Source organism: Streptomyces violaceus (assembly GCF_036014075.1).
Taxonomy (GTDB): Bacteria; Actinomycetota; Actinomycetes; order Streptomycetales; family Streptomycetaceae; genus Streptomyces; species Streptomyces violaceus.
The window spans coordinates 2,489,691-2,509,706 of sequence record NZ_CP107911.1 but is presented as its reverse complement, the minus strand read 5'-3'; the positions used below and the strand labels follow the sequence as shown (position 1 = coordinate 2,509,706).

Here is a 20,016-nt window from a genome sequence, read left to right as displayed (position 1 = left end):
GACGGTCATCGGATCGCTCACGGGATCGGTCACGGGATCGGTCACGGGATCGGCATCGGCACGGGAATGGTCTTGACGCCGAACACCTTCGAACCGATGAGGGTGGTCGGGGAGTTGATCGTCGTGTTGGCGAGCGAGGTGATCTGTACGGTGGCCTTGCCGGTGAGGCTGGCGATGCCCGTGGCGTCCAGGCTCAGCGCACCGAGCGCGTTCACCGCGAACGCTCCGGCGGCCCGCATGTTGACCACCCCGCCGCCCTGGATGCTGAGCGGGCCGCCACTCTTGATGGTCAGGCTGCGCCGGGCGCTCAGTGAGAGATCGCCGCCCGCCTCGACCGACACGGACCGGCTGCCCTTGATCGTCACCGAACCCTTGCTGTCCACGACGATCTCGGTGTTCGTCCGGTCCAGGTTGATGACCAGCTGCTTGTCGCCGGAGGCCAGCCGAACACCCTGCTTGCGGAGGCCGGTCTTCTGGCTGAGCAGGTCCATGCGGTTGCCGTCCCGGTCCGAGACGGTGTGCCGGCTCGCCTTCTTGCGCACGGTGTCGTGCAGCGGCACGTCGTTCACGGGCGTCGGCTTGTCCTTGCCGTTGTAGAGCCCGCCGATGACGAAGGGATGGTCGAGGGCTCCCCGGTCGAACGCGACGAGCACCTCGTCGTTCACGTCCAGCGGGAAGATGCCACCGCCGCCGAGGCCGCCCCACTGCACGGTCCGCGTCCAGTCGCTGACATAGCTGTCGTCCAGCCACGGGAACTGCAACCGGACCCGCCCCTGCTTGAGCGGGTCGTTCACGTCGGTGACCAGGGCGTTGGCCACGCTCGGCAGCCGCGGCGCGCTGTCGGCGCCGCCGGAAGCGAGCCCGTACAGCGACCGCCACTGCCGCCCGCTGACCGTCACCCACGCCTCGTAGTGCTTGCCGTCGCCGAAGACATGCCGCACGGACGTGGCCGTGTACTTGCCCTCGAAGGGCTGCCCGACGTCCGAGAGCGTCACCGGAACTCCCGGGCGCAGCTTGGGATTTCCGCGCGCTACGACCTCCATCTCGGCGAACGAGGAGGTGAGGTCGTCGGCGAGGGCGTCGGCGGCGAACTTCACCTCGTTCTGCCGGTCGTACGGCGTACTCGTCTCGACCAGCTTGGCCGGCTTGAACTTGCCGGCCGCCGCGCCGGGTGTCGTGCCGATGCCGATGCCCGGGTTGTCGGTGGCGGGCGCGGTCGCCGTCAGCTTCTTCTTCGTCGTGACGTCCCAGCCCCGCGACTCGACCTTGCCGACCTGGTCGGCGGCGGTGACGGCGGACCGCAGCCGCAGGATGTCGCGCCCGGCCTGGAGCACGAACGGGCTCCGGTCGCCGTCGGTCTTCGGCGAGGGTGCCCCGGACGACGGCTTCGGCTTCACGAACTGGAACTCGCCGTCCGCGTCGACGGACATCACCATCTCGTTCTCGTCGGCGAGCCGGGCGAGGAAGTCCCAGTCGGTGACGTTCGACTGGCTGATGAACTCGTACACCGTCTTCGTCGACTGCACCCGCCCCACGGGCACCCCGCCCTGTGCGGCGAGCTTGCGCGCGATGTCCGACGCGCTCTGGTTGCGGTAGGCGGCCACCCGGCGGCGGCGCAGCAGACGGTGCCCGAGGTCGTAGCCGCGGATCACGGTGAAGGTGCCGGTGCCGTCGTAGTCGGCCTCCAGGCCGGTGACCTCGCCGGTCAGCAGCGGGTCGGCGGCGCCCTGGCCGTCGGACACCGGCGTGATGACCACCGGCGTGCCGAAGGTGACCTTCAGATCGCGCAGGAGGATCCGGTACGGGTCCCGGAACGTCAGCCGGAACGCGGCCGGCACCCCGGCGCCCTGGTCGACGTAGCTGTCGACCAGCGCCCGGGCGAACTCGGGCGGCAGCTTGGCGCCCCCGAGCTTCACCTCGACGACGTTGGAGAACGCGGACTGCACCATTACGGACGTACCTCCTCGGCGGCGGGCAGCACCAGTTCCGCACCGGCGGGCAGCCGGGACGGGTCGTCGATGCCGTTGGCCTCGGCGATCGAGCGCCAGGCGGCGGCGTTGCCGTACTCCCGCCAGGCCAGCGACTGCAGCGAGTCGCCCGCCACGACCCGGTGCACGCGCTGCGCGGTGAGCGCGCCCGACGTCGGGTTCTGCCTCTTCGTCTTGCTCGGGATCTCGTGCAGCTGGAGCCGGCAGGTGGCGCGGATGGGCACGCCGGTGGTGCCGAAGAGGGAGTACGTAGCCTCCACCGAGCTCACGTACGCCGTGAACCGGGCCGTGGAGAACGACCCCCACTGGAACACCACCCAGGGCGGCGACGGCTGCTTCGCGGCGATGCTGGCGCTGGTCACCTCGCAGCAGGCGAGCAGCGACTCCACCTTCTTCAGCACGGTGTTGCCGGAGGGCTTCGTGGAGGAGTCGAGGAAGATCTCCACGCCCATCTCCCGCGCCTCGGCGCCCATGAACTCCGGCAGGGCGCCGTCCCGTTCGATCTGCGCGGGCGTCGACTTCCACTGGGCGCGGCGGGTCAGGGACAGCTGCGCGGGATTGAAGTCGAAGCCGAAGGTCTTGATGATCCCGCCGGGCGTGGTGCTCTTGCCGACGGGGGGCTCGTGGATCGCGAGCGTCGCCCTGACGAGGCTCTTTCCGGCGCCCCTGCTGCTGGCTCTTGCCATGTCGTGATGCCCCTTCAGTCCGTGAACCCGTGGTGGGCGATCTCCAGGACCTCGGTGGCCACGGCCGGGTTGGCGGGGTCCAGGCTGGGACCGCTCCAGCTCACCGGCAGTACCTCGATCAGCCCCCAGCGGGCCACCTCCGAACCGTCCGCGCGCAGCGCCGCGATCTGGGCGGTGGGCCGCTTGATCCCCGTCTGCACGGACGAGATCCACTTGGCGACCTTCGTGGTGTCCGGGGTGAGCGGGCGGGTCAGCCGGATGGTGGAGAAGGTGACACGGGTCGGCAGCTGCCAGACGAACCCGTTGTTGCCGCCCTCCTGGCGCTGCTCGACCTCCACCTGGGACGACAGCCCTTCGCATCCGTTGAAGTAGCCGAGGCTCTCACCGTCGATGCTGAGGGTGAACCAGATGGTGGAGCCCGGGTCCTGGCGGGACATCGAGGGCCTTTCTGTATCAGTGGCGGGGGTCGCGGAGTCTGCCGATCCGCTCGCGGTCCATGCGGAGTTCCGTGCGGATCAGCCGGGTGATGCGGCCGATGAGGCGGTGGACCAGTTCGTCGAGCTGGAAGTCGGTGAGCTCACGGGGGTCGAAGCCGCCGTTCGGGATCTCCGTGTAGGCGGGCGGGGGCGGTTGGTTCGCGGACGCGGATGCGGGCGCGGATGCCGATTCCGAGTACGGGGGTGGGGGGCTTTGGGGTGGTGAGGGGGGTGTGTGCGGAGGTGGTGCGGTCTGGGTCGTGAGGGTGTTGGCGATGGTGGCGGCCGCGGCGGCGGCGAGGGCGCCGGTGGTGTTCTTGGGGGCGTTCTTGGTGGCGGTCTTCGGCTTCTTCCAGAAGCGTTGGACTACGGGGAGGGAGGAGGCGGGGGTGTGGCCGGCCAGGGGTTTCGGTGGTTGTGGTGGTGTGTTTACGGGGGCGCCCAGCGGGGGGCGGCGGGGTGTGGTGGGTGGAGCTGGTTGTTGGGGCGAGGTGGCTGGCTGTGGGGTGATCGGTGCGCCGAGGCCGAGGTGGGCGGCACGGGGCGTGGCTGAGGGCTGTGTGGGGCCGGGTGCTGTGGTGCGGTTGGCCGAGGGGGTGGTGGGAGGGAGGGCCGCTCGCTGAACGGTGCGCACTGACGGTGGACCGACGGTTGCTTTGGCAGCGGGGTGTGCGGGCGGAGTGCCGTGGGGCGGCTGCGGTTCGGGGCTCGTGGGGGACGGTGCGACGTCAGTGGGTGCCGGAGCAGGCCTATCGGTATGGGCGCCTGCTGTCGAGGTGGGAGCGGGGGAGTTGGTCCGGCCGTCGTTGGCCGGCGCTGGTGCGGTGTCGCCGGGGCGGGTCGTAGCGCCCTTGCTGACCTGTGGGTGTGGCGGTCGGGCGGGGGCGGCTTGTTGGCGCTGGACCGTCGGGGCCGGGCTGGTGCTGGTGCGGGGGCGGGCAGGCGTGTGGGGTGGTGGGGTGGGGGTGCCTGCCGTCGATGCGGTCGCGGTGTGGTTGGGCGCGGTGTCGCCGGAGGGCGTTGTGGCGCTGTTGCTGACGTGTGGGCGTGGGGGTGGGGCGGGGGTGGCCGTCGGGGGTGTGGGGGTGGTGTTCGTCGTGTGGCTGTCCCGGCCGGATGCTGGTGTGGTCTTGCCGAGCTGTGGGCGTGGCGGTCGGGCGGGTGTGGCCTGTTGGCGTTGGACCGTCGGGGCCGGGCTGGTGCTGGTGTGGGGGCGGGCAGGCGTGCCTGTTGGCGGTGTGGGGCCGGCGGTGGGTGTGGTGCGGTTCGGTGCGGTGTCGCCGGTGGGTGTCGTGTGGCCGTCCCGGCCGGGTGCCGGTGTGGTGTTGCCGGTGGGTGACGTCGTAGCAGCGTTGATCGCCTGTGTGCGTCGTGGCGCTTGGGCGGGGGCGGTCGGGGGGTGAACCGGTCCGGTGCCCGTGCCGGTGGGCGACGGCTGCGGTCGGGTAGGGGTGGCCGGGCGTCGTTGGACGGATGGAGCCGGTGCGGCTGTGGTGTCGGCCGTGCTGTGCGCGGAGTTGCCCGGCATCGGCGGAGCGCCGGTAGGGCCTTGCGCCCCGGTCGGTCCTGACGGCGGCGTCACCGCACCGGGCCGGGGCGCGGCCGCCTTCGGCTGCGTGAGTGCTGCCTCCGAAGCCGGGCTGTTCGTCGTACGGCTCGCGACGGCCGGGTCCGAGGGGAGATCGCCGCCTCGTTCGGCGGTGGCCGGGGTGGTGCCCTGGACCGCATCGGCAGGGCTGGTGACCGCGCGCTGCACGGAGGTCGGGGTCGTGGGCGCGGGTGTACGAACTTCCGGCCCACTGCTGCCGGTTGACGCGCTTGAGGTGACGTCCGCTGCTGTGCCGCCCTTGGACCTCGCGGTCCGCCGTGTCGCCGGGAGCGTCCGTCGCTGTACCGGTGCCGCTCCTGTCTGTGCCCTTGTCAGGGAACTCGGCCGCGGCGGCCTGCTTGCCGGAACGGGCGTCACGTGGAGACCGGGGGCGGGGAGTGGTGCGGCGACCTGCTCCCGGACGGGCGGCGGTATCGGGGACACCACGGGAACTGCCGGAGCAGCCGGAGTGACGGGAGTGGTCGAACGGGCGGTCACAGCACGTGTCGACCCCGCCGGCCCCGATCCGCCACCCGACGGTGCGGAGCCGCTCGTACCCAGCCGCTGGACCACGCCCGCGTGCGCCCGGGAAGCCCTCGCGACCCCGCCGGCCTCCGCGCCGGCGGCAGGCCCCGGGGTCGCACCGGCTTCCGCGCCGCCCCCGACATGCTCCGAGCCCTCGGGAACCTTCGTAGAGGCCCCGGCGCCCTGCGAGATCCGGGGGGTCTCCGAGGCCCGGGGGGTCTTTGAGGCCCTGGCACTCTTCGAGGCCCCAGGAGCCACCGAGGCTCGGTGCACCTTCGAGTCCTCGGCGCCCTTCGAAGCCCCGGGAATCCCCGAAGCCCCGGGAATCCCCGAAGCCCCGGGAGTCCCCGAAGCCCCGGGAGTCCCCGAGGTTCCGGGGGTCTCTGAGGCCCTGGCACCCTGCGAGATCCCGGGGGTCTCCGAGGCACGCGGAGTCTTTGAGCCCTCGGCACCCCTCGAAGCCCCGGGAGTTCCCGGGCCCCCGGGCACCTTCGAGCCCCAGGCACCGTTCGAAGCCCCGGGAATCCCCGAGCCCCCGGAAGCCATCGAACCCCCGGAACCCCTGGAACCCCCGGAAACCCCTGACCCGTCCGAGCCCCAAGACACCCCCGCGGCCCCCGAAACTCCGGCAACACCCCCAGGCCTGGCGGTACTGCCACCGGAACCTGCACTGCCACCGGCACCGGCACCGGCACTGCCACCGGAACGTGCACTGCCACCGGCACCGGCACTGCCACCGGAACGTGCACTGCCACCGGAACGTGCACTGCCACCGGCACCGGCACTGCCACCGGAACGTGCACTGCCACCGGCACCGGCACTGCCACCGGAACCGCCACCAGCCCCGGCGCGGGACCCGGTCGGCCCCACCGCCCTCGCCGGAATCTCCCGCAACGGCACCGCCGGGGCCCGCTGCACCACCGGCTCCGGGCCCGTCAACGGCAAAGCCCCCGTGGGGCGTTCGAGGCCGAACACCGGTCGGCCCGACGTCGGGTGCGAGAGGTCGCCGAGCAGTGTGCGTGACTGCCCGTTCAGGACCGCGGGCGACGCCGTGCCCGCGAACGACGGGTTCTGCCACGTCGGCAGGCGCCCGCCGAACCCCGCGTCCGCGACGCCGGCCTCCCGCCCGGAGGCCAGGGCCCGCTGGATCGACGGCAGCCTCGACCAGGCGGCGCTCACCACGGGGCCGGCACCCGCACCGGTGTCACCGGTGTCCGCACCAGACTGCGTACCCGACTCCGTACCGGTATCCGCACCCGAACGCGCGGAACCACCGCCGGCCGGCAGCGCCCCGCCGGGCACCACGCCGGACGCCTCGGCGGCAGCGACCCGGTCGCCGCCGTCGAGCCCGTCGTCCCGCCGACCCCGCAACCGGTCCAGGAACCCCATGCCTCAGTCCTCCGCCCCGGCCCGCGTGACCAGGGACGCGATCTCGGCCGCGTAGCGGCGGCGGTCGCGGTGTTCCAGGTCCAGGATGTCGTCCATGCTCCAGTGGAAGTGGTAGGCGACGTACGCGATCTCCTCGTGCAGCCGGTCGGTCGCGTACGTCACGATTCCCCCAGGCGGCTCCCGCCGAGTTCCACCTCGAAGGGCTCCGCGCAGTGCGGGCACTCCACCGCCGCGCGGGTGTGGCCCTCCGCGTTGATCTGGCGGTAGAAGTCCTGCAGGAAGGCGAGGTCCGAGGCGAACATGTTCTCCACGGTCCCGTCGTGCACCGTCGGCAGCGTGCCGAGCCGGGTGATCACCCGGCCCAGCAGCACCACCGACAGGAACGCCGGGTTCTCCTGCACCCGCACGTCCCGCAGCGGCACGAGTTCGTCCCGGGCCGTCGACAGGCGCATCACGCCGTCGCGGTGGACCGTGCCCGCCTCGTCGACGTACCCGCGCGGCAGCTGGAAGGGGAACTCGGTGCGCAGTTCGTACTGTTGCTGCGGCGCGGCCTGCGCCGGGGCGGCGGGCGGGGCCTGCGTCGGCCCCGGCCCGGGTACCGCTTCCGCCCCCGCCCCCACGGCCGGTGCCTGCGCCGGGTCGGCGCCGGAGTACATCACCGCGGCGCCGGCCCTGGCAGCCGTACGCCGCATTACTCGATGTCCAGTTCTTCGAACACGATGGTGACGGTCTCGGTGAGCGCCGACGCCTCGCCCGCCTTCACGGTGCTCGTGTCGATCTTGCTGCACCACGCGTTGCGCATGTTGTAGCGCTTCACGGGGTTGCTCTGGTAGTCCATCATGATGATGGACGCGTTCTTGCGGGCCGTGCTCATCTGGCCGGTGATCGACTGGTTGATCCACTCGGTGAACGCGGCCGACTGGGTCATACCGCGGACGACCGTGCAGGTCCCGTTCTTCTTCACGCCCGGCAGGTTCACGACCTTGTTCTGGCCGTTCTGGGTGTTCTGCTGGTACGTGATGACGTCCTGCTCCATGGACAGGCCGCTGACCTCGGCGAGGTACTCGACCATGACGCCGTCGATCTGCAGCCCGAAATTGTGTGAGGTGAGGGAGTCACCCGGCGAAAGGCTCATGTGCTGTCCGCTGTCCTTCTAGAGGGTCTTGGTTGAGGGGAGGCGCGCGGCCGGGTCTACTCCTCCAGCTCCCCGCCTCCGCTGGAGAACTGGGCCAGCCGGAAGATCACGAACTCGGCGGGCTTCACCGGGGCGATGCCGATCTCGCAGACCACCCGGCCGACGTCGACCGACTCCGGCGGGTTCGTCTCGTCGTCGCACTTGACGTAGTACGCCTCTTCGGGGCGCTGGCCGAACAGGGCGCCGTCGCGCCACTCGTTGACCAGGAACGCCGAGATGTTGCGCCGGATCCGGGCCCACAGGTTGTGGTCGTTGGGCTCGAAGACCACCCACTGGGTGCCGATCAGGATCGACTCCTCCAGGTAGTTGAAGTACCGGCGGATGTTGAGGTAGCGCCAGGCCGGGTCGGAGGAGAGGGTGCGGGCGCCCCAGACGCGGATGCCGCGGCCGGGGAAGGCGCGGATGCAGTTGACGCCGATCGGGTTGAGCAGGTCCTGCTCGCCGCGGGTGATCTGGAGCTCGAGGTCGACGGCGCCGCGGACGACCTCGTTGGCGGGGGCCTTGTGGACACCGCGCTCGGAGTCGTTGCGGGCCCAGATGCCGGCGACATGGCCGCTCGGCGGCACCAGCCGGGAGTGGCCGGTGGCCGGGTCGAAGGTCTTGATCCAGGGGTAGTACAGGGCCGCGTACTTGGAGTCGTAGCCGGCGGTCTCCTGGCGCCAGACCCGGATCTGGCGGGCGTTCATGCCCGGCGGCGGGTCGATCACGGCGACCCGGTCGCCCATCAGCTCGCAGTGCGCGATCAGCCCGAGCTGGACCGCCTTGACGGCCTCCAGGTCGATCGCGCCGCGCTGGTAGGCGGCCATCAGGTCGGGGACGGCCACCATGGAGACCTCGTCCACCGCCTCCAGACCGCCGAAGCCCGTGCGGTCGGCGGAGTCGCCGAGGTACTGGGCCGGGCCCGGGTGCGAGGTGTCCGCGTTCCCGGAGGCGGCGGGTGCGGCGGGCGCGGGCGCCGGGGCCGCCAGGGCCACCGTCTGGTTGTCCGGGCGGGCCAGCTGCGCGGCCGGCGCGGCCTCGGTGACGGTGATGAGCTTGGAGCGCTCCTTGACCTGCGTGACGACGTAGTTGCGGCCGCCCTTCTTGGCGGTCACGTCGAACGTCTCGACCGGCTTGTCGCCGTCCTTGACGATGAGCTTGAACCGTTCGGCGGGGCCCTCGCCCTCGGGGTCCGCGACCTCGACGCTCAGGTCGCCCTGCGCCACGGCCGTGACGGCGAAGGTGCCGAGCTGCTTCGGCTCGCCCGCGGGCAGTGCGGCCGGCGCGTTGCCGGAGCGGCCGGTGACGGCGGCGGGGCCCTGGCCGGCCTCGGCGGGCGCGCCCTCGGAGGAGCCTCCTACCCGGACGACGTACGCGGCGGAACCGCCGTTGTTGAAGAAGCCGTAGACGGAGTGCGCGAGGTAGTACCCGTCGGTGAACTCACCGAAGGCCGCCACGTACTGCGTCCAGTTGGTGACCAGTGTCGGCTCGTTCAGCGGTCCGGTCGGCGCGAGTCCGACGAAGGCCGCCACCGAGGTCCCCACCCCCTCGATCGGGCGCGAGCCGCTGGCCACCTCCTCGACGTAGACGCCGGGCGACAGGTAGGACGGCATGCTCTGCTCTCCTCGGGGTACGAGACACGAACAGCTCCCACCCTCGCGCGCGTCGGGCCGGCGGGAAACGGCCTCCGGTGCCGTAGCGGGGGCAATCCGGTTGCCCGCAAGGGCAGTTCCGAAGGTGCCCGGCCCTCGTCACGCGGTCCCTGCCCTCACCTCTGCCCTCGTGGCCCTCCCGTTCCACGGCCACGGCGGGCGAAACTGGCGGGTCAGCCGTCGAGTGTCGAGGAGAACGCCGTGCACGCACACGGAACAGGGGGCAGGCGGGCCGCCGATCGGGACGACGTCCGCGCGAACACGCCCGGCGTGCCGGTGCACCCGATGCTGGCGCTCCAGCGCATGGCAGGCAACGCGGCCGTGGCCCGGACCGTGGCTCAGGAGCGGCACGAGCACGACGCGCACTGCGGGCACACACCCTCCGTGCAGCGCCGCGCCCTGGTGCACGACGTGCTCAACACCCCGGGCCAGAGCATGGACTCCGGGTTGCAGACCGAGATGGAGGCCCGTTTCGGCGGCGCCGACTTCAGCGGCGTACGCGTGCACAAGGGGCCGCTGGCCCGGGAGTCGGCGGCGGAGCTGGGCGCGAAGGCGTACACCTCCGGGGCCCACATCGTCGAGGGCGCACCGCTGACCAAGGAGGACTGGGCGCACGAACTCACCCACTTCCAGGACCAGATGGCCGGCCCGGTCCCCGGCACGGACAACGGCGCCGGCGTCAAGATGTCCGACGTCGGCGACTCGGGCGAGCGGCACGCGGTGGACAACGCCCGGCGGGTGATGAACGGGCCGGTGCCCGCCGTTCAGCCGACACCCGCCGAGGGCGCAGCCGGGCCGGGCGGCGGCGCACCGGACCGGGGGACGGTTCAGCGGACCGTGTGGACGTTCGACCAGGCGGCCAGTGTCCAGGACGAACGCGAACGACAGCACTACCGGTGGCGGAGCGAGGGCGGTGCCGGCGCTCTCAAGACCTCCGCCGAGCTGGGACTCGATCCCGGGAGGGAGGAAGCCCCACCCGGGTGACACGTACGACGACGAGAGCGAGCGGCTCCACAGCAGCGAGAACGTCGCGTTCTCCACCAAGGGCCGGATCACCGAGCAGGATCTCGTCCGGCGCCGGTCACAGACCAGCCGGGCGGTGGCCGAGGCCAAGCAGCGCATCGCCTCGGCACTGAAGATGCTGAGGGAGGCCGACGGCGACCCCAAGGGGGCGCTGCTGGCGGGTCTGGAGTCGGGCTTTACCGTGTTCCGGACAGCCCCTCCCGGGCAGCTCGCGCCGTTCCTGCCCCGGATCGCCGAGATCATCCAGCGCATCCACGACGGACTGAACGCGCAGGGCGCGAAGATCGCCCTGGTCGGCAGCGGTGTGCCGGGCGTGCCGCAGAACGCCACGGCCTGGGTCGACGGGAACCTGTCGGAGAACGTGGCGGGTCTGTTCAGCCTCGGCCACGACAAGATGAGCGAGGAACTGCCGCCCGTGATGGAGCGCTCTGGTCCGATCCACCTGCTGGAGCCGGGCCAGATCGCGTGGTACATCGTCCACGAGGCCACGCACCGGTTCGCCGGAACGCTCGACTACCAGTACAGCCCGTACTTCGAGGAGGTGCAGGAGGACGCGTTCACGGCCTCGGCGGATCCCGAGGTGGCGGCCGCGATGGAGCCCGCGATGCTCGACCGGCGCAAGGTGCGCGATCCGAGGGAGTTCAACGGCAAGGACGAGCAGACGTACCTGGGCAAGCAGTCCAACTGGTACGCCCTGGGCCGGCGTGCCCTCATGAACGCCGACTCCTACGCCCAGTTCGTCCTGACGGCGACCGGAGCACCGGCGCCCCGGACCTGACGGCCCGCACCGTGGCCCGTTCGGCCCTCTCATCGTGCCCTTGAGCTTCCTGACGCGCCGTGGACACCCGGCTAGCGTCGGGACGTGAGCCTGTGGACATCTCTGGAACCCGCCTCCGCGACCGTCGACCCGGGCAGCAGCACGCGCGTGCGCCTGCGCCTGCGCAACACCGGTGACGTCGTCGACGAGTACCGCTTCGAACCGGTCGGCCCCGTCGCCCCCTGGACGACGGTCGAGCCGGCGTCCCTGCGCCTCTACCCCGGCACGACCGGCACGGTGGAGCTGACGTTCGCGCCGCCGCGTACGCCGGACGCCACGGCGGGCCCGAACCCGTACGCGGTGCGGATCACGCCGACCGAGCATCCCGAGGCGACGACCGTCCCCGAGGGGAATCTGACCATCACGCCGTTCACCGAGGTGCGGGCGGAGCTGGTGCCGCCCACGGTCAAGGGGCGGTTCCGGGGGCGGCCCCGGCTCGCCGTCGACAACGTGGGCAACACCAAGCTGACCGCCTCCCTGAGCGGCAGCGACAACGGCGACGAGCTGTCGTACGACATCCACCCGGCCAACGTGCAGATCGAGCCGGGCCGGGCGGCGTTCGTCAAGACCACGCTCAAGCCCAAGAACATCATCTGGTTCGGGTCGAAGGAACAGCGGCCCTACACCCTCGCCGTGCAGCGGTCCGGCGCCACGGCCATGCCCGTGGAGGGGACGTTCGTCCAGCGCGGGTTCCTGCCGGGCTGGCTGGCGACCCTCTTCGGGATCCTGTTCGCCCTCGCGTTCACGTTCCTCATGCTGTGGCTCGCCTACAAGCCCTCGGTCACCACCAAGGCCGACGCGTCGCCCGTCGGCGCCGGCAGCACCCTCGCGCCGTCCCCGACACCCACCCCGTCCCTGACCTCGGCGCCGCCCCCGCCCCCGTCGCCGACACCGCAGGAGTCGGAGGCCGGTGCGGGGCAGGGCGGCGGGGGTGCCGCACCGCCGCCGCCCGCCAAGAAGAAGCCGAAGCCCGCGGTGCCGGCGATGAACGTCCTGCTGTACAACCCCACCACCAAGAAGTGCGCGACCGCCCCCGAGAACAAGGCCGACAAGCCGGTCAAGCAGTTCACCTGCGACGAGACCCAGCAGGACAACCAGCGGTGGAACCTGGAGGTGAAGTACAAGAACAAGGGGCCGGGCGGTCACGCGCTCTTCCAGATCCGCAACGTCAAGGACCAGCTCTGCATGGACCTGCCGAACTTCGGGGCGGCCCCCGTGCCGTCCGGGATCACCGAGTTCCCCTGCGCCGGCACGATGCAGGACAACCAGCTGTGGTGGATCGACAAGCAGGAGAGCGGGGCCTACTGGATCCGCAACTACGCCAGCAACAGCAAGTGCCTGGACGTGTCCGGCTACAGCACCGGCGGTGACGGCAGCAACCTCACCCTGTTCCACTGCTCCAACACGGACGACCAGGAGTGGAAGATCGTCCAGCCCTCGGACGGCTGACGGCCCGGCCGGCTACCAGGTGCCTTCCCCCGGCACCAGGCGGCCGGCCTTGCGGTACTCACGGCGGGCGCCCTCCAGGAGGTCGTCCGCCGTGACCTCGCCCCCGCGCCCGGCGGCCAGGTACGCGGCGGTCACCACCGCGCTGCGGATGGAGCCGCCCGCCAGTTCGAAGCCGTTCGCCACCGCGTCGAGTGCGATGCCGTCCGCACGGGGCACGTGCGACAGGCTGTGCCGCCACAGCGCGAGGCGCTGCCCGGCGTCCGGGAACGGGAAGTCGACGATCAGGTCCAGACGCCGGGTGAACGCCTCGTCGATGTTGGCGCGCAGGTTGGTGGTGAGGAGCGCGATGCCGTCGAAGGACTCCAGCCGCTGGAGCAGGTAGGCGCTCTCCAGGTTGGCGTACCGGTCGTGCGCGTCCTTCACCTCGGACCGCTTGCCGAACACGGCGTCGGCCTCGTCGAAGAGGAGCACCGCGTCGGTGCGGTCGGCCTCGGTGAAGATGCGTTCCAGGTTCTTCTCGGTCTCGCCGACGTACTTGTCGACGACGGACGACAGCTGGACGACGTAGAGATCGAGTCCGAGGTCGGCCGCGACGACCTCCGCCGAGAGAGTCTTGCCGGTGCCGGACTCGCCCGCGAACAGGCCGAGGACGCCCCGGCCCCGGCCGCCGCCCGCGCTGAGCCGCCAGTCGCCGAGCACCCGGTCGCGGTGGCGGGCGCGCAGGGCGAGTTCCCGTAGCTGGGTCAGGGGCCCGTCGGGCAGCACGAGGTCCCGCCAGTCCACGTCGGGCCGGATCCGGCGGGCATGCTGCTCCAGGCCGGAGGCGGACTGCTGCCGGGCGGCGAGGCGCAGATGGGCGGGGGAGAGCGGGGTCCCGTCGAAGTCGGCGAGGCTCCGGGCCGCACGGGCGGCACGGGTGATGTGGTCACCGGCGAGGTGGTACGGGGCGACGGTGGCGGCCAGGTCGAAGCCGGGTTCCCCGCCGAGGGCCGCCGACCAGGCGTCCACCGCGCCCGCGCGCCGTGCGGGCGCCTCCAGGACGAGAGGGTCCTGGTCGCACCACCGGGGGTCGTACGGGCGGGACCCGGTCACCAGCACGGGGACATCGACCGCTGCGGCCAACTCCCGGAACAGCGCCGCCGGTTGTTCCGGCAGCCCCGTGACGACGACCGCCCGGTCGCTCAGCCGGGCCTCGCGCAGCAGGTCCGGGACGAGGTCCTCGGGGCCCGTGAAACGCACGGCCGCGACGCCCGCGGCGCGCAGGGCGGCGGTGACACAGGGGAGCCCGTCGCCCTCACGGCGCTCGCGCAGATACACGGTGAGCGGCGGCCCGGAGACCAGCCGGGCGGCCAGCCGCCGGGCGATCCGGTCGGCCTCGTCGTCCGGGGCGGGGTCTCGGGGGTTTGCGCGGGGGGTTGGTGCGTCGTGGTCGGGGCCTCGGGGGTTTGTGTGGTGGGTCGGTGTGTCTTGGCCGGGTTCGGGGTGGCCCGTGTCGGGGGTCGGTGTGTCCTGGCCGGGTTCCCGGAGGTTTGCGCGGGGAGCAGGTACCACCTGGTCAGGGACACGGAGGTCCGCGCGGGGGGCAGGTGAGCCGTGGTCGGGGTCCGGCGAGTCCGTGTCGGGGGCCGGTGTGTCCTGGCCGGGGCCTCGGAGGTCTGCGCGGGGAGCTGGTGTGTCCTGGTCAGGTTCCCGGAGGTCCGTGCCGGGTGCCGGTGCGTCCCGGCCGGGCTCCGGTGCGGGCAGCGCCTGTAGGTGCCCGGTGAGTGACACGTCAGGAGTGTCGTCGCCGAGCAGGTGGGCCACGAGACGGTCCGGTACGCGCAATGCGCGGCTGAGGAAGGGCCGTTCGGGCTCCTCCACGGTGAGCAGCCCGAACGCGGACAGCGGGGCCGCGGGATGCAGCCGGGCCCGCCCCTCGGCCAGGTGGACGGGGATCCCGCACAGGTCGAGGGCGAGCGCGACGGTGGCCCGCCGGCGGCTGACGTCGTCGTTGAGGTAGCCGTACAGCGGCTCGAAGCCGCGGTCCAGGTCGGGGGCGAGGGCGATGAGGAGCAGCGCGGTGTCGAGCTCGGTCAGGCGGAGCCGGGCGGAGAGCCCGGCCAGACGGTCAGGGCCGGCGTCGGGTCCGGGCGGCCCGCCGGTGTCCGGGCAGGTGAGCGGCAACGGCTCGGCCGGGCGCAACAGATGCCGTACGGCCTCCTCCGACAGGTACAGGCCGCGCAGCGGGTCGCCGGCCGTGGGGTCGCCGGCGGACCGGTGCTCCACCAGCAGGGCGACCCGGTCCCGCAGTTCGGCGAGGCGGGCGAGGAGTGCGGTGGGGGGGATGTCAGACGTCTGAGTGGTCATGTCCTGCGGTCCAGCCCCCGGCCCCGGCGCGCCGTCCTGCGGGCCTCCCGGGCCTCTTGGGCCGCCGCCACCTGCCGTGCGCTGTGCGCGCGTTCCTCCGTCTTTGGCGGTGTGCCGTCCACGGTGCGGACACGGACCGCCACGCCCTCGGTGACGGGCGGGCCGGCGTCGTACTCGGGGTAGGCCGGGAAGGGAGCGGTGATCACGAGGTCGAGGGACGGCTTGAGTTCGCCGCCGAGCGCGGACCAGATCTCCGCGAGGGAACGCGACTCGGTCTGCGTGCCGGCCACGGACATCGGGATCGTCATGCCCAACGCGCCGAGAGAACCCGGAAGGTCGGCGGCGCCGATCAGCTCGCGCGGGATCAGCGTGGCCAGCACCGCGGACAGCAGCCGGTGTTCGTCCTGGGGCTGTTTCGTCCACGCCGTCACCAGGTACGACAGCCGGAACCAGCGGGGCGGCTGCCGGTGCTTGACGACGATGTCCCGCTCGTCGTGGATCGGGAGATGGCCCCGCTGGCGGCGGGCGACGTCCTCCCGGATGTCGTACAGATAGGCGTTGATCGTGGGCGCGTTGCGGCGGGCGGCCCAGTCACGGGTCGGGGCGTCGAGGGCGACGTCGATGCCGGAACCGGCCAGTGCGCCGCCGCTGAGCAGGTTCTTGAGAACCTCGTCCACTTCGTGGATCACCGATGTGCTCCCGCTTCCGCCCTGCCGTGCTGTGCCGTGCTCGTCCCCGAGGGGCCCCTGCCGCCGATGCGCCGCCGCATCCGATCCTGCCCCCCGCCCCGCCCGGCCCGCAGGGACGCCGGGGACGGCGGCCGGGCAGACCGCGCTGCCCGTGAGGTCGGCTTCGGATGCCCGTTCGGTCAGATGTAGCCTTCCCGCAGGGCATGGGCCACGGCGTGGGCCCGGTTACGCAGGTGCAGTCGGGTGGTCAGCCCGTGCATCACGTTCTTGACGGTGCGTTCGGAGTAGGACAGCTTGCTGGCGATCTCACCGGTGTCGAGTCCCTCGGACACCAGCCGCAGTACGTCCACCTCACGGGGTGTCATCCCCGACACCGGAGCGCCGGTACGGCCGGCGGCGCCGCGATGCAGGGTGCCCACCTGGTTGATCAGCCGGCCGAGCAGATCGGCGGGCAGGTCGCCGTCGCCCCGGGCGGCCGCGAGCACGGCCTGCACCAGCCGGGTCGCGGTGGCCTCACGGCGCCACACGATGGCACCGACCCCGCACTCGATCACGTCGAGCAGTTCCGTCTCCCGCAGCGCGGACACCACGAGCACCGCCCGCGCGCCCTCGCTGCGCACCAGCCGGCGCAGCCGGGTCAGGGCCGTGTCGTCGAGGACGTCGTCGATGAGCAGGGCCACCGTGCCGGGGCCGGACTCGGTCTCCTCCCGCAGGTCGATCTCCGGGAACCGGCGCAGCTGGCTGAGCGCTCCCTCGCGCGATATCGGGTCCGTGGCGTGCACCGCCACGGGTATCCGGGGCGCGGAATCGGCCGTGCCGGGGCGTGTGGTCCGCGATGAGCTGAGCAACCGTTTCCCCTATGTCCACGTACGCGCCACCTCTGTGGGGTCGGTGGCGGATGTGCACTCCTCAGCCTTCTGGGGCGGACGGTCCGGACGCAATCGTGGATCACCACGAGACGCACCACGAGATCGGCCCCGCGCCGACCACGAGATCGGCCCCGCGCCGACCACGAGATCGGCCCCGAGCCGACCACGAGATCGCAGGCGGCCGCCGAGCAGCCGTGAGGTGACGGCCCGTCCGGTTCCACCGGGGCCGGAACTAGCCGCCGTGGCACTTGTCACGGCACCAGCCCCGGGCGCGGGCCGTCCTCGACGGGGGAAACGCCACGTCCGACCAGGGAGGCAGGAATGTCCGATCCTCAGCCCGAGCAGTTGCGGCGTGCGCAGCCGGCCGAACACCGGGAGGCCGCTGCCCTGCTGGCGGCCGGCATCGCACGCGCCCGGTCCGGGACGGGCGGCCTCGTGCTGCTGCGCGGAGCCACCGGCACCGGCCGGACCAGCGTCCTGGAGGCGGCGGCGGAGGCCGCCGCCGCCCAGGGCGTGCGGCTGCTGCGCGCCCGCTGCTCGCCGGACTGGGCGGCAGCGCCCTTCGCCGCCGTGCTCCAACTCCTCGGACCCGTACCGGGCTCGGAGCAGACCGACCCGGCCGGCGACGAACGCGAGCAGGCCGCCCTGCTGCGGCATGCGCTGCGCTCGTACGCCGGTGAGTCCCCGCTGCTGCTCGCCGTGGACGACGTCCACCTCGCCGACGGCCCCTCGTACCGCTGGCTGGTGGAGGCCGCCCGGCACGTGGACCGATTACCTCTGCCGATCCTGCTGGCCGTCACCGAACGCAGCCAGTACGACATCGATCCGCCCGCCCCGGGCTTCACCCACACCCTCTCTCCCGCCCTAGTCGACACCCATACCCTGTCCCCGCTCACACCGGACGCGGCGGCAGGCCTGGTGCGCGCGGGGCACCCCAACGCCCCCACGGCATGGGTCGAGAGCTGTGTCCGGGCCGGCGCGGGCAGCCCCCTGCTGCTGAGGGCCCTCCTGGACGACCTCAGCGCCTCCGCCGGGTACGCGACCGACGTCCCGCTCCCGTACCCCGACCTTCCCGAGGCCTCCGCGGCCCTGTACCAGGGCTCCTACGTGGCCGCCGTGCAGTGGTGGCTGGACAGCGCCGGGAGCGGCACGGCCGAGGTGGCCCGGGCTCTCGCCGTGCTCGAGGAGGGATGGGAGCGGGCCGGAGGGGGAGCGGGCGGGCGCGAAGCGCCGGCCGGTCTGCTCGGGGAGCTCGCCGGTGCCGATCCGGCCCGGGTGGCGGGCTGGCTCACCGCGATGACCGGGCTCGGCCCGCTGCGCCCCGGCCCGGACGGCCTGCCCCGCTACGCCCATCCGCTGCTGAGGGACGCCGTACTCACCGGCGTCCCGGCGTCCCGGCGGCGCGCGGTGCACCGGACCGCCGCCGAGGCGCTGCTGCATCGCGGCGCCCCTACCGCGGCCGTGGCACGGCACCTGCTGTGGTCCGGCCCCGTCGGCGCCGGCTGGGCCCCGGCCGTGCTGCGGGACGCCGCCTCCCTCGCCCTGCGCGACGGCCGCTCCGACGACGCCGTCGCGTTGCTGCGCAGGGCACTGGAGGAGCCGCTGCCCGACGACCACCGGCAGCGGGTGCTGACCGAGCTGGGCTCCCTGGAGTGCGCGGGCCGGGATTCCTCGGCCGGCATCCCCCGGCTCACCGAGGCACTGGGGCTGCACGGCACACCGCAGGACCGGGTGCGTGCAGCCGTGGCCCTCGGCACGGCGCTGGCCGGGCGCGGCCGGGCCCGCGCCGCCGTGGAGGTCCTGCGCACGGTGGACGGCCAGCTCACCGGGCACCCCGACCTGGGCGGTGCCCTGCAGACCGCGTCCGCCCTGCTGTCCGACCAGGACCAGACGGTCCGCAGCGACGTGTACCGCTGCCTGTCCGAGACCGCCGAGCGCTCACCGGAACTCGTAGGACCGGCGACCCGGGCGTTGCTCGTCCGGTACGCGGCCAGCGCCGCACTGACCTCGGCGGGCGACGCGATGCGGCAGGTGCGCGCGCTGCTCGCCGAGCCGGCCCACCCGCTGACCGAGCCCTTCCTGCTCGGCACGTCCGCCGCGATCGCCCAGTGGGCCGACGAACTCGACGAGGCCGACCGCCTCGTGGACCGCGGCCTGGCCGGACAGCGCCCCGACCTGCTGCACCCCATGCACGCGGCGCTGCTCAACACGCGGGCCGACATCGCCGCCGCGCGCGGCGAGTACACGCTGCTGCCCGCCGAACCCCCCACCCACGCCCACGGCCCCTCCAACGTGCACGCCACCACCCTGATCGCACTCGTGGAGACCGGCCGCCACGCCGAGGCCCGGCGGCTCGCGGACGGCTTCGATCTGCGCGAGGCGCCCGACAACTGGGAGCTGAACCGCTTCCTGTACGCGCGGGGCTTGCAGCGCGCCGCCGCGGGCGACACCGCCGGGGCCCTGCACGACTTCCTGGAGTGCGGCCGCCGCCAGACCGCCCGCGAGGTGGTCAGCCCGGTCGTCACCCCGTGGCGGTCCGCCGCCGCCGAATGCCGGCTGGCCCTCGGCAGCCCCCAGGAGGCGCTCGCCCTGGCCGAGGAGGAGCTGCGCCTGGCCCGGGTGTGGGGCACGCCCCGCACGGTCGGCCGCGCCCTCAGAGTGCTCGGCACGGTCACCGGCGGCCGCCGGGGCCTGCGCCTGGCCGAGGAGGCCGTAGCCCTCCTCGAGGACGCGCCGGCCGCCACCGAGGGGGAGCTGGTGGCCGCGCTCCTCGCACAGGGGCGGCAGCTGACCGCCGCCGGCGAACGCGTCCGCGCCCGGGGCTGTCTGCGTGCCGCCGCGGAACGCGCCGAACGACTGGGCGCGGTGCGGCTGCGGATCCTCGCGGAGGAGGCCCTGCGCGAGGGCGGGGCCCGCCGCGCCGCCACCGCCCGCACCGGCTCCGGCGCCCTGACCGGGAGCGAGCTGCGCATCGCCCGGCTGGCGGCCGGCGGCCGTACGAACGCCGAGATCGCCGGACTCCTCCACCTCGCCCGGCGCACCGTGGAGACCCATCTGACCAGCACGTACAAGAAGCTGGGCATACGGCGGAGAGGTGAGCTGGGACAGGCGCTGAGCGAGGACCGACCCCGCGGAGAGAGTTCTCGTCGCCAGGACTCGGCGCCAAAAAGTGTTATCGCCGCGTCCTTCACGCCGTCTCCACTTTGTGATCCCCGACATAGCGAGGACCCCGGCCCCGGCTGAGAGGGTGCGTGCGGAACATCAGTGATCCGGACATCGGTGATCCGGACATCAGCGATCCGGACATCAGCGATCCGGACATCAGTGACCCCAGGCGTCGAGAGG

At 72.8% G+C, this 20,016-nt stretch carries 15 protein-coding genes; 4 read left to right on the top strand and 11 right to left on the bottom strand.

All coding sequences use genetic code 11. From position 1 onward, the window contains the following. Positions 1 to 41: 41 nt before the first annotated feature. The 8 genes from OG542_RS11060 to OG542_RS11025 all read right to left on the bottom strand — a co-directional run bounded on the left by OG542_RS11060 (position 42) and on the right by OG542_RS11025 (position 9,439). On the bottom strand, positions 42 to 1,949 hold the full coding sequence (locus OG542_RS11060) for a VgrG-related protein (protein ID WP_328410328.1): 1,908 nt from the start codon (positions 1,947 to 1,949) through the stop codon (positions 42 to 44). Further along, the gene (locus OG542_RS11055; RefSeq protein WP_328410326.1) at positions 1,949 to 2,674 is read right to left on the bottom strand and encodes a CIS tube protein; all 726 of its coding nucleotides are present in this window, start codon (positions 2,672 to 2,674) and stop codon (positions 1,949 to 1,951) included. The genes OG542_RS11060 and OG542_RS11055 overlap by 1 nt, the downstream gene beginning before the upstream one ends. Before the next feature lie 14 nt (positions 2,675 to 2,688). After that, entirely contained in the window at positions 2,689 to 3,111 is a 423-nt protein-coding gene (locus tag OG542_RS11050) for a phage tail protein (RefSeq protein WP_184598457.1), read from the bottom strand. Between the two features lie 16 nt (positions 3,112 to 3,127). Continuing rightward, entirely contained in the window at positions 3,128 to 3,784 is a 657-nt protein-coding gene (locus OG542_RS11045; RefSeq protein WP_328410325.1) for an extensin, read from the bottom strand. Positions 3,785 to 6,655: 2,871 nt separating this feature from the next. After that, entirely contained in the window at positions 6,656 to 6,814 is a 159-nt protein-coding gene (locus tag OG542_RS11040; RefSeq protein WP_328410323.1) for a DUF6760 family protein, read from the bottom strand. Next, entirely contained in the window at positions 6,811 to 7,344 is a 534-nt protein-coding gene (locus OG542_RS11035) for a hypothetical protein (RefSeq protein WP_311127970.1), read from the bottom strand. Before OG542_RS11035 ends, OG542_RS11040 begins: the two co-directional genes overlap by 4 nt. After that, positions 7,344 to 7,787 carry a phage tail protein gene (locus tag OG542_RS11030; protein WP_189728071.1) on the bottom strand — a complete coding sequence of 148 codons (444 nt, stop codon included), beginning with the start codon at positions 7,785 to 7,787 and terminating at the stop codon, positions 7,344 to 7,346. Before OG542_RS11030 ends, OG542_RS11035 begins: the two co-directional genes overlap by 1 nt. Positions 7,788 to 7,843: 56 nt before the next feature. Further along, positions 7,844 to 9,439, bottom strand: a complete 1,596-nt coding sequence (locus OG542_RS11025; RefSeq protein WP_328410320.1) for a phage tail sheath subtilisin-like domain-containing protein — start codon at positions 9,437 to 9,439, stop codon at positions 7,844 to 7,846. 240 nt (positions 9,440 to 9,679) lie between these two features. Here OG542_RS11025 and OG542_RS11020 point away from each other — a divergent pair, with 240 nt between their 5' ends. From OG542_RS11020 to OG542_RS11010, 3 genes are all read left to right on the top strand, one after another. Further along, complete coding sequence (locus OG542_RS11020; protein WP_328410318.1) at positions 9,680 to 10,462, top strand: eCIS core domain-containing protein; 783 nt, start codon at positions 9,680 to 9,682, stop codon at positions 10,460 to 10,462. Further along, on the top strand, positions 10,392 to 11,279 hold the full coding sequence (locus OG542_RS11015) for a hypothetical protein (protein WP_328410316.1): 888 nt from the start codon (positions 10,392 to 10,394) through the stop codon (positions 11,277 to 11,279). Before OG542_RS11020 ends, OG542_RS11015 begins: the two co-directional genes overlap by 71 nt. A gap of 84 nt (positions 11,280 to 11,363) precedes the next feature. After that, a complete protein-coding gene (locus tag OG542_RS11010; RefSeq protein ID WP_328410314.1) occupies positions 11,364 to 12,767 on the top strand; it encodes an RICIN domain-containing protein in 1,404 nt (467 codons plus the stop codon). Between the two features lie 12 nt (positions 12,768 to 12,779). Here OG542_RS11010 and OG542_RS11005 read toward each other — a convergent pair whose 3' ends face one another. From OG542_RS11005 to OG542_RS10995, 3 genes are all read right to left on the bottom strand, one after another. Beyond that, entirely contained in the window at positions 12,780 to 15,113 is a 2,334-nt protein-coding gene (locus tag OG542_RS11005; RefSeq protein WP_328410312.1) for an ATP-binding protein, read from the bottom strand. Then, positions 15,110 to 15,802 (bottom strand): DUF4255 domain-containing protein, encoded by a 693-nt coding sequence (locus tag OG542_RS11000; protein WP_328410310.1) that lies wholly within the window; start codon positions 15,800 to 15,802, stop codon positions 15,110 to 15,112. Before OG542_RS11000 ends, OG542_RS11005 begins: the two co-directional genes overlap by 4 nt. 179 nt (positions 15,803 to 15,981) lie before the next feature. After that, the gene (locus tag OG542_RS10995) at positions 15,982 to 16,650 is read right to left on the bottom strand and encodes a helix-turn-helix transcriptional regulator (protein ID WP_193481978.1); all 669 of its coding nucleotides are present in this window, start codon (positions 16,648 to 16,650) and stop codon (positions 15,982 to 15,984) included. A 342-nt stretch (positions 16,651 to 16,992) separates the two neighbouring features. Between OG542_RS10995 and OG542_RS10990 the strand changes: the two genes are divergently transcribed. Further along, on the top strand, positions 16,993 to 19,914 hold the full coding sequence (locus OG542_RS10990; RefSeq protein WP_328410308.1) for an AAA family ATPase: 2,922 nt from the start codon (positions 16,993 to 16,995) through the stop codon (positions 19,912 to 19,914). Positions 19,915 to 20,016: the final 102 nt, after the last annotated feature.

Excerpts from the sequence above, each read along its gene's own strand:
- OG542_RS11060 (WP_328410328.1), bottom strand. The coding sequence starts at position 1,949 with ATGGTGCAGTCCGCGTTCTCCAACGTCGTCGAGGTGAAGCTCGGGGGC.
- OG542_RS10990 (WP_328410308.1), top strand. The coding sequence starts at position 16,993 with ATGTCCGATCCTCAGCCCGAGCAGTTGCGGCGTGCGCAGCCGGCCGAA.
- OG542_RS11025 (WP_328410320.1), bottom strand. The coding sequence starts at position 9,439 with ATGCCGTCCTACCTGTCGCCCGGCGTCTACGTCGAGGAGGTGGCCAGC.
- OG542_RS11050 (WP_184598457.1), bottom strand. The coding sequence starts at position 3,111 with ATGTCCCGCCAGGACCCGGGCTCCACCATCTGGTTCACCCTCAGCATC.
- OG542_RS11035 (WP_311127970.1), bottom strand. The coding sequence starts at position 7,344 with ATGCGGCGTACGGCTGCCAGGGCCGGCGCCGCGGTGATGTACTCCGGC.
- OG542_RS11030 (WP_189728071.1), bottom strand. The coding sequence starts at position 7,787 with ATGAGCCTTTCGCCGGGTGACTCCCTCACCTCACACAATTTCGGGCTG.
- OG542_RS11055 (WP_328410326.1), bottom strand. The coding sequence starts at position 2,674 with ATGGCAAGAGCCAGCAGCAGGGGCGCCGGAAAGAGCCTCGTCAGGGCG.
- OG542_RS11005 (WP_328410312.1), bottom strand. The coding sequence starts at position 15,113 with ATGACCACTCAGACGTCTGACATCCCCCCCACCGCACTCCTCGCCCGC.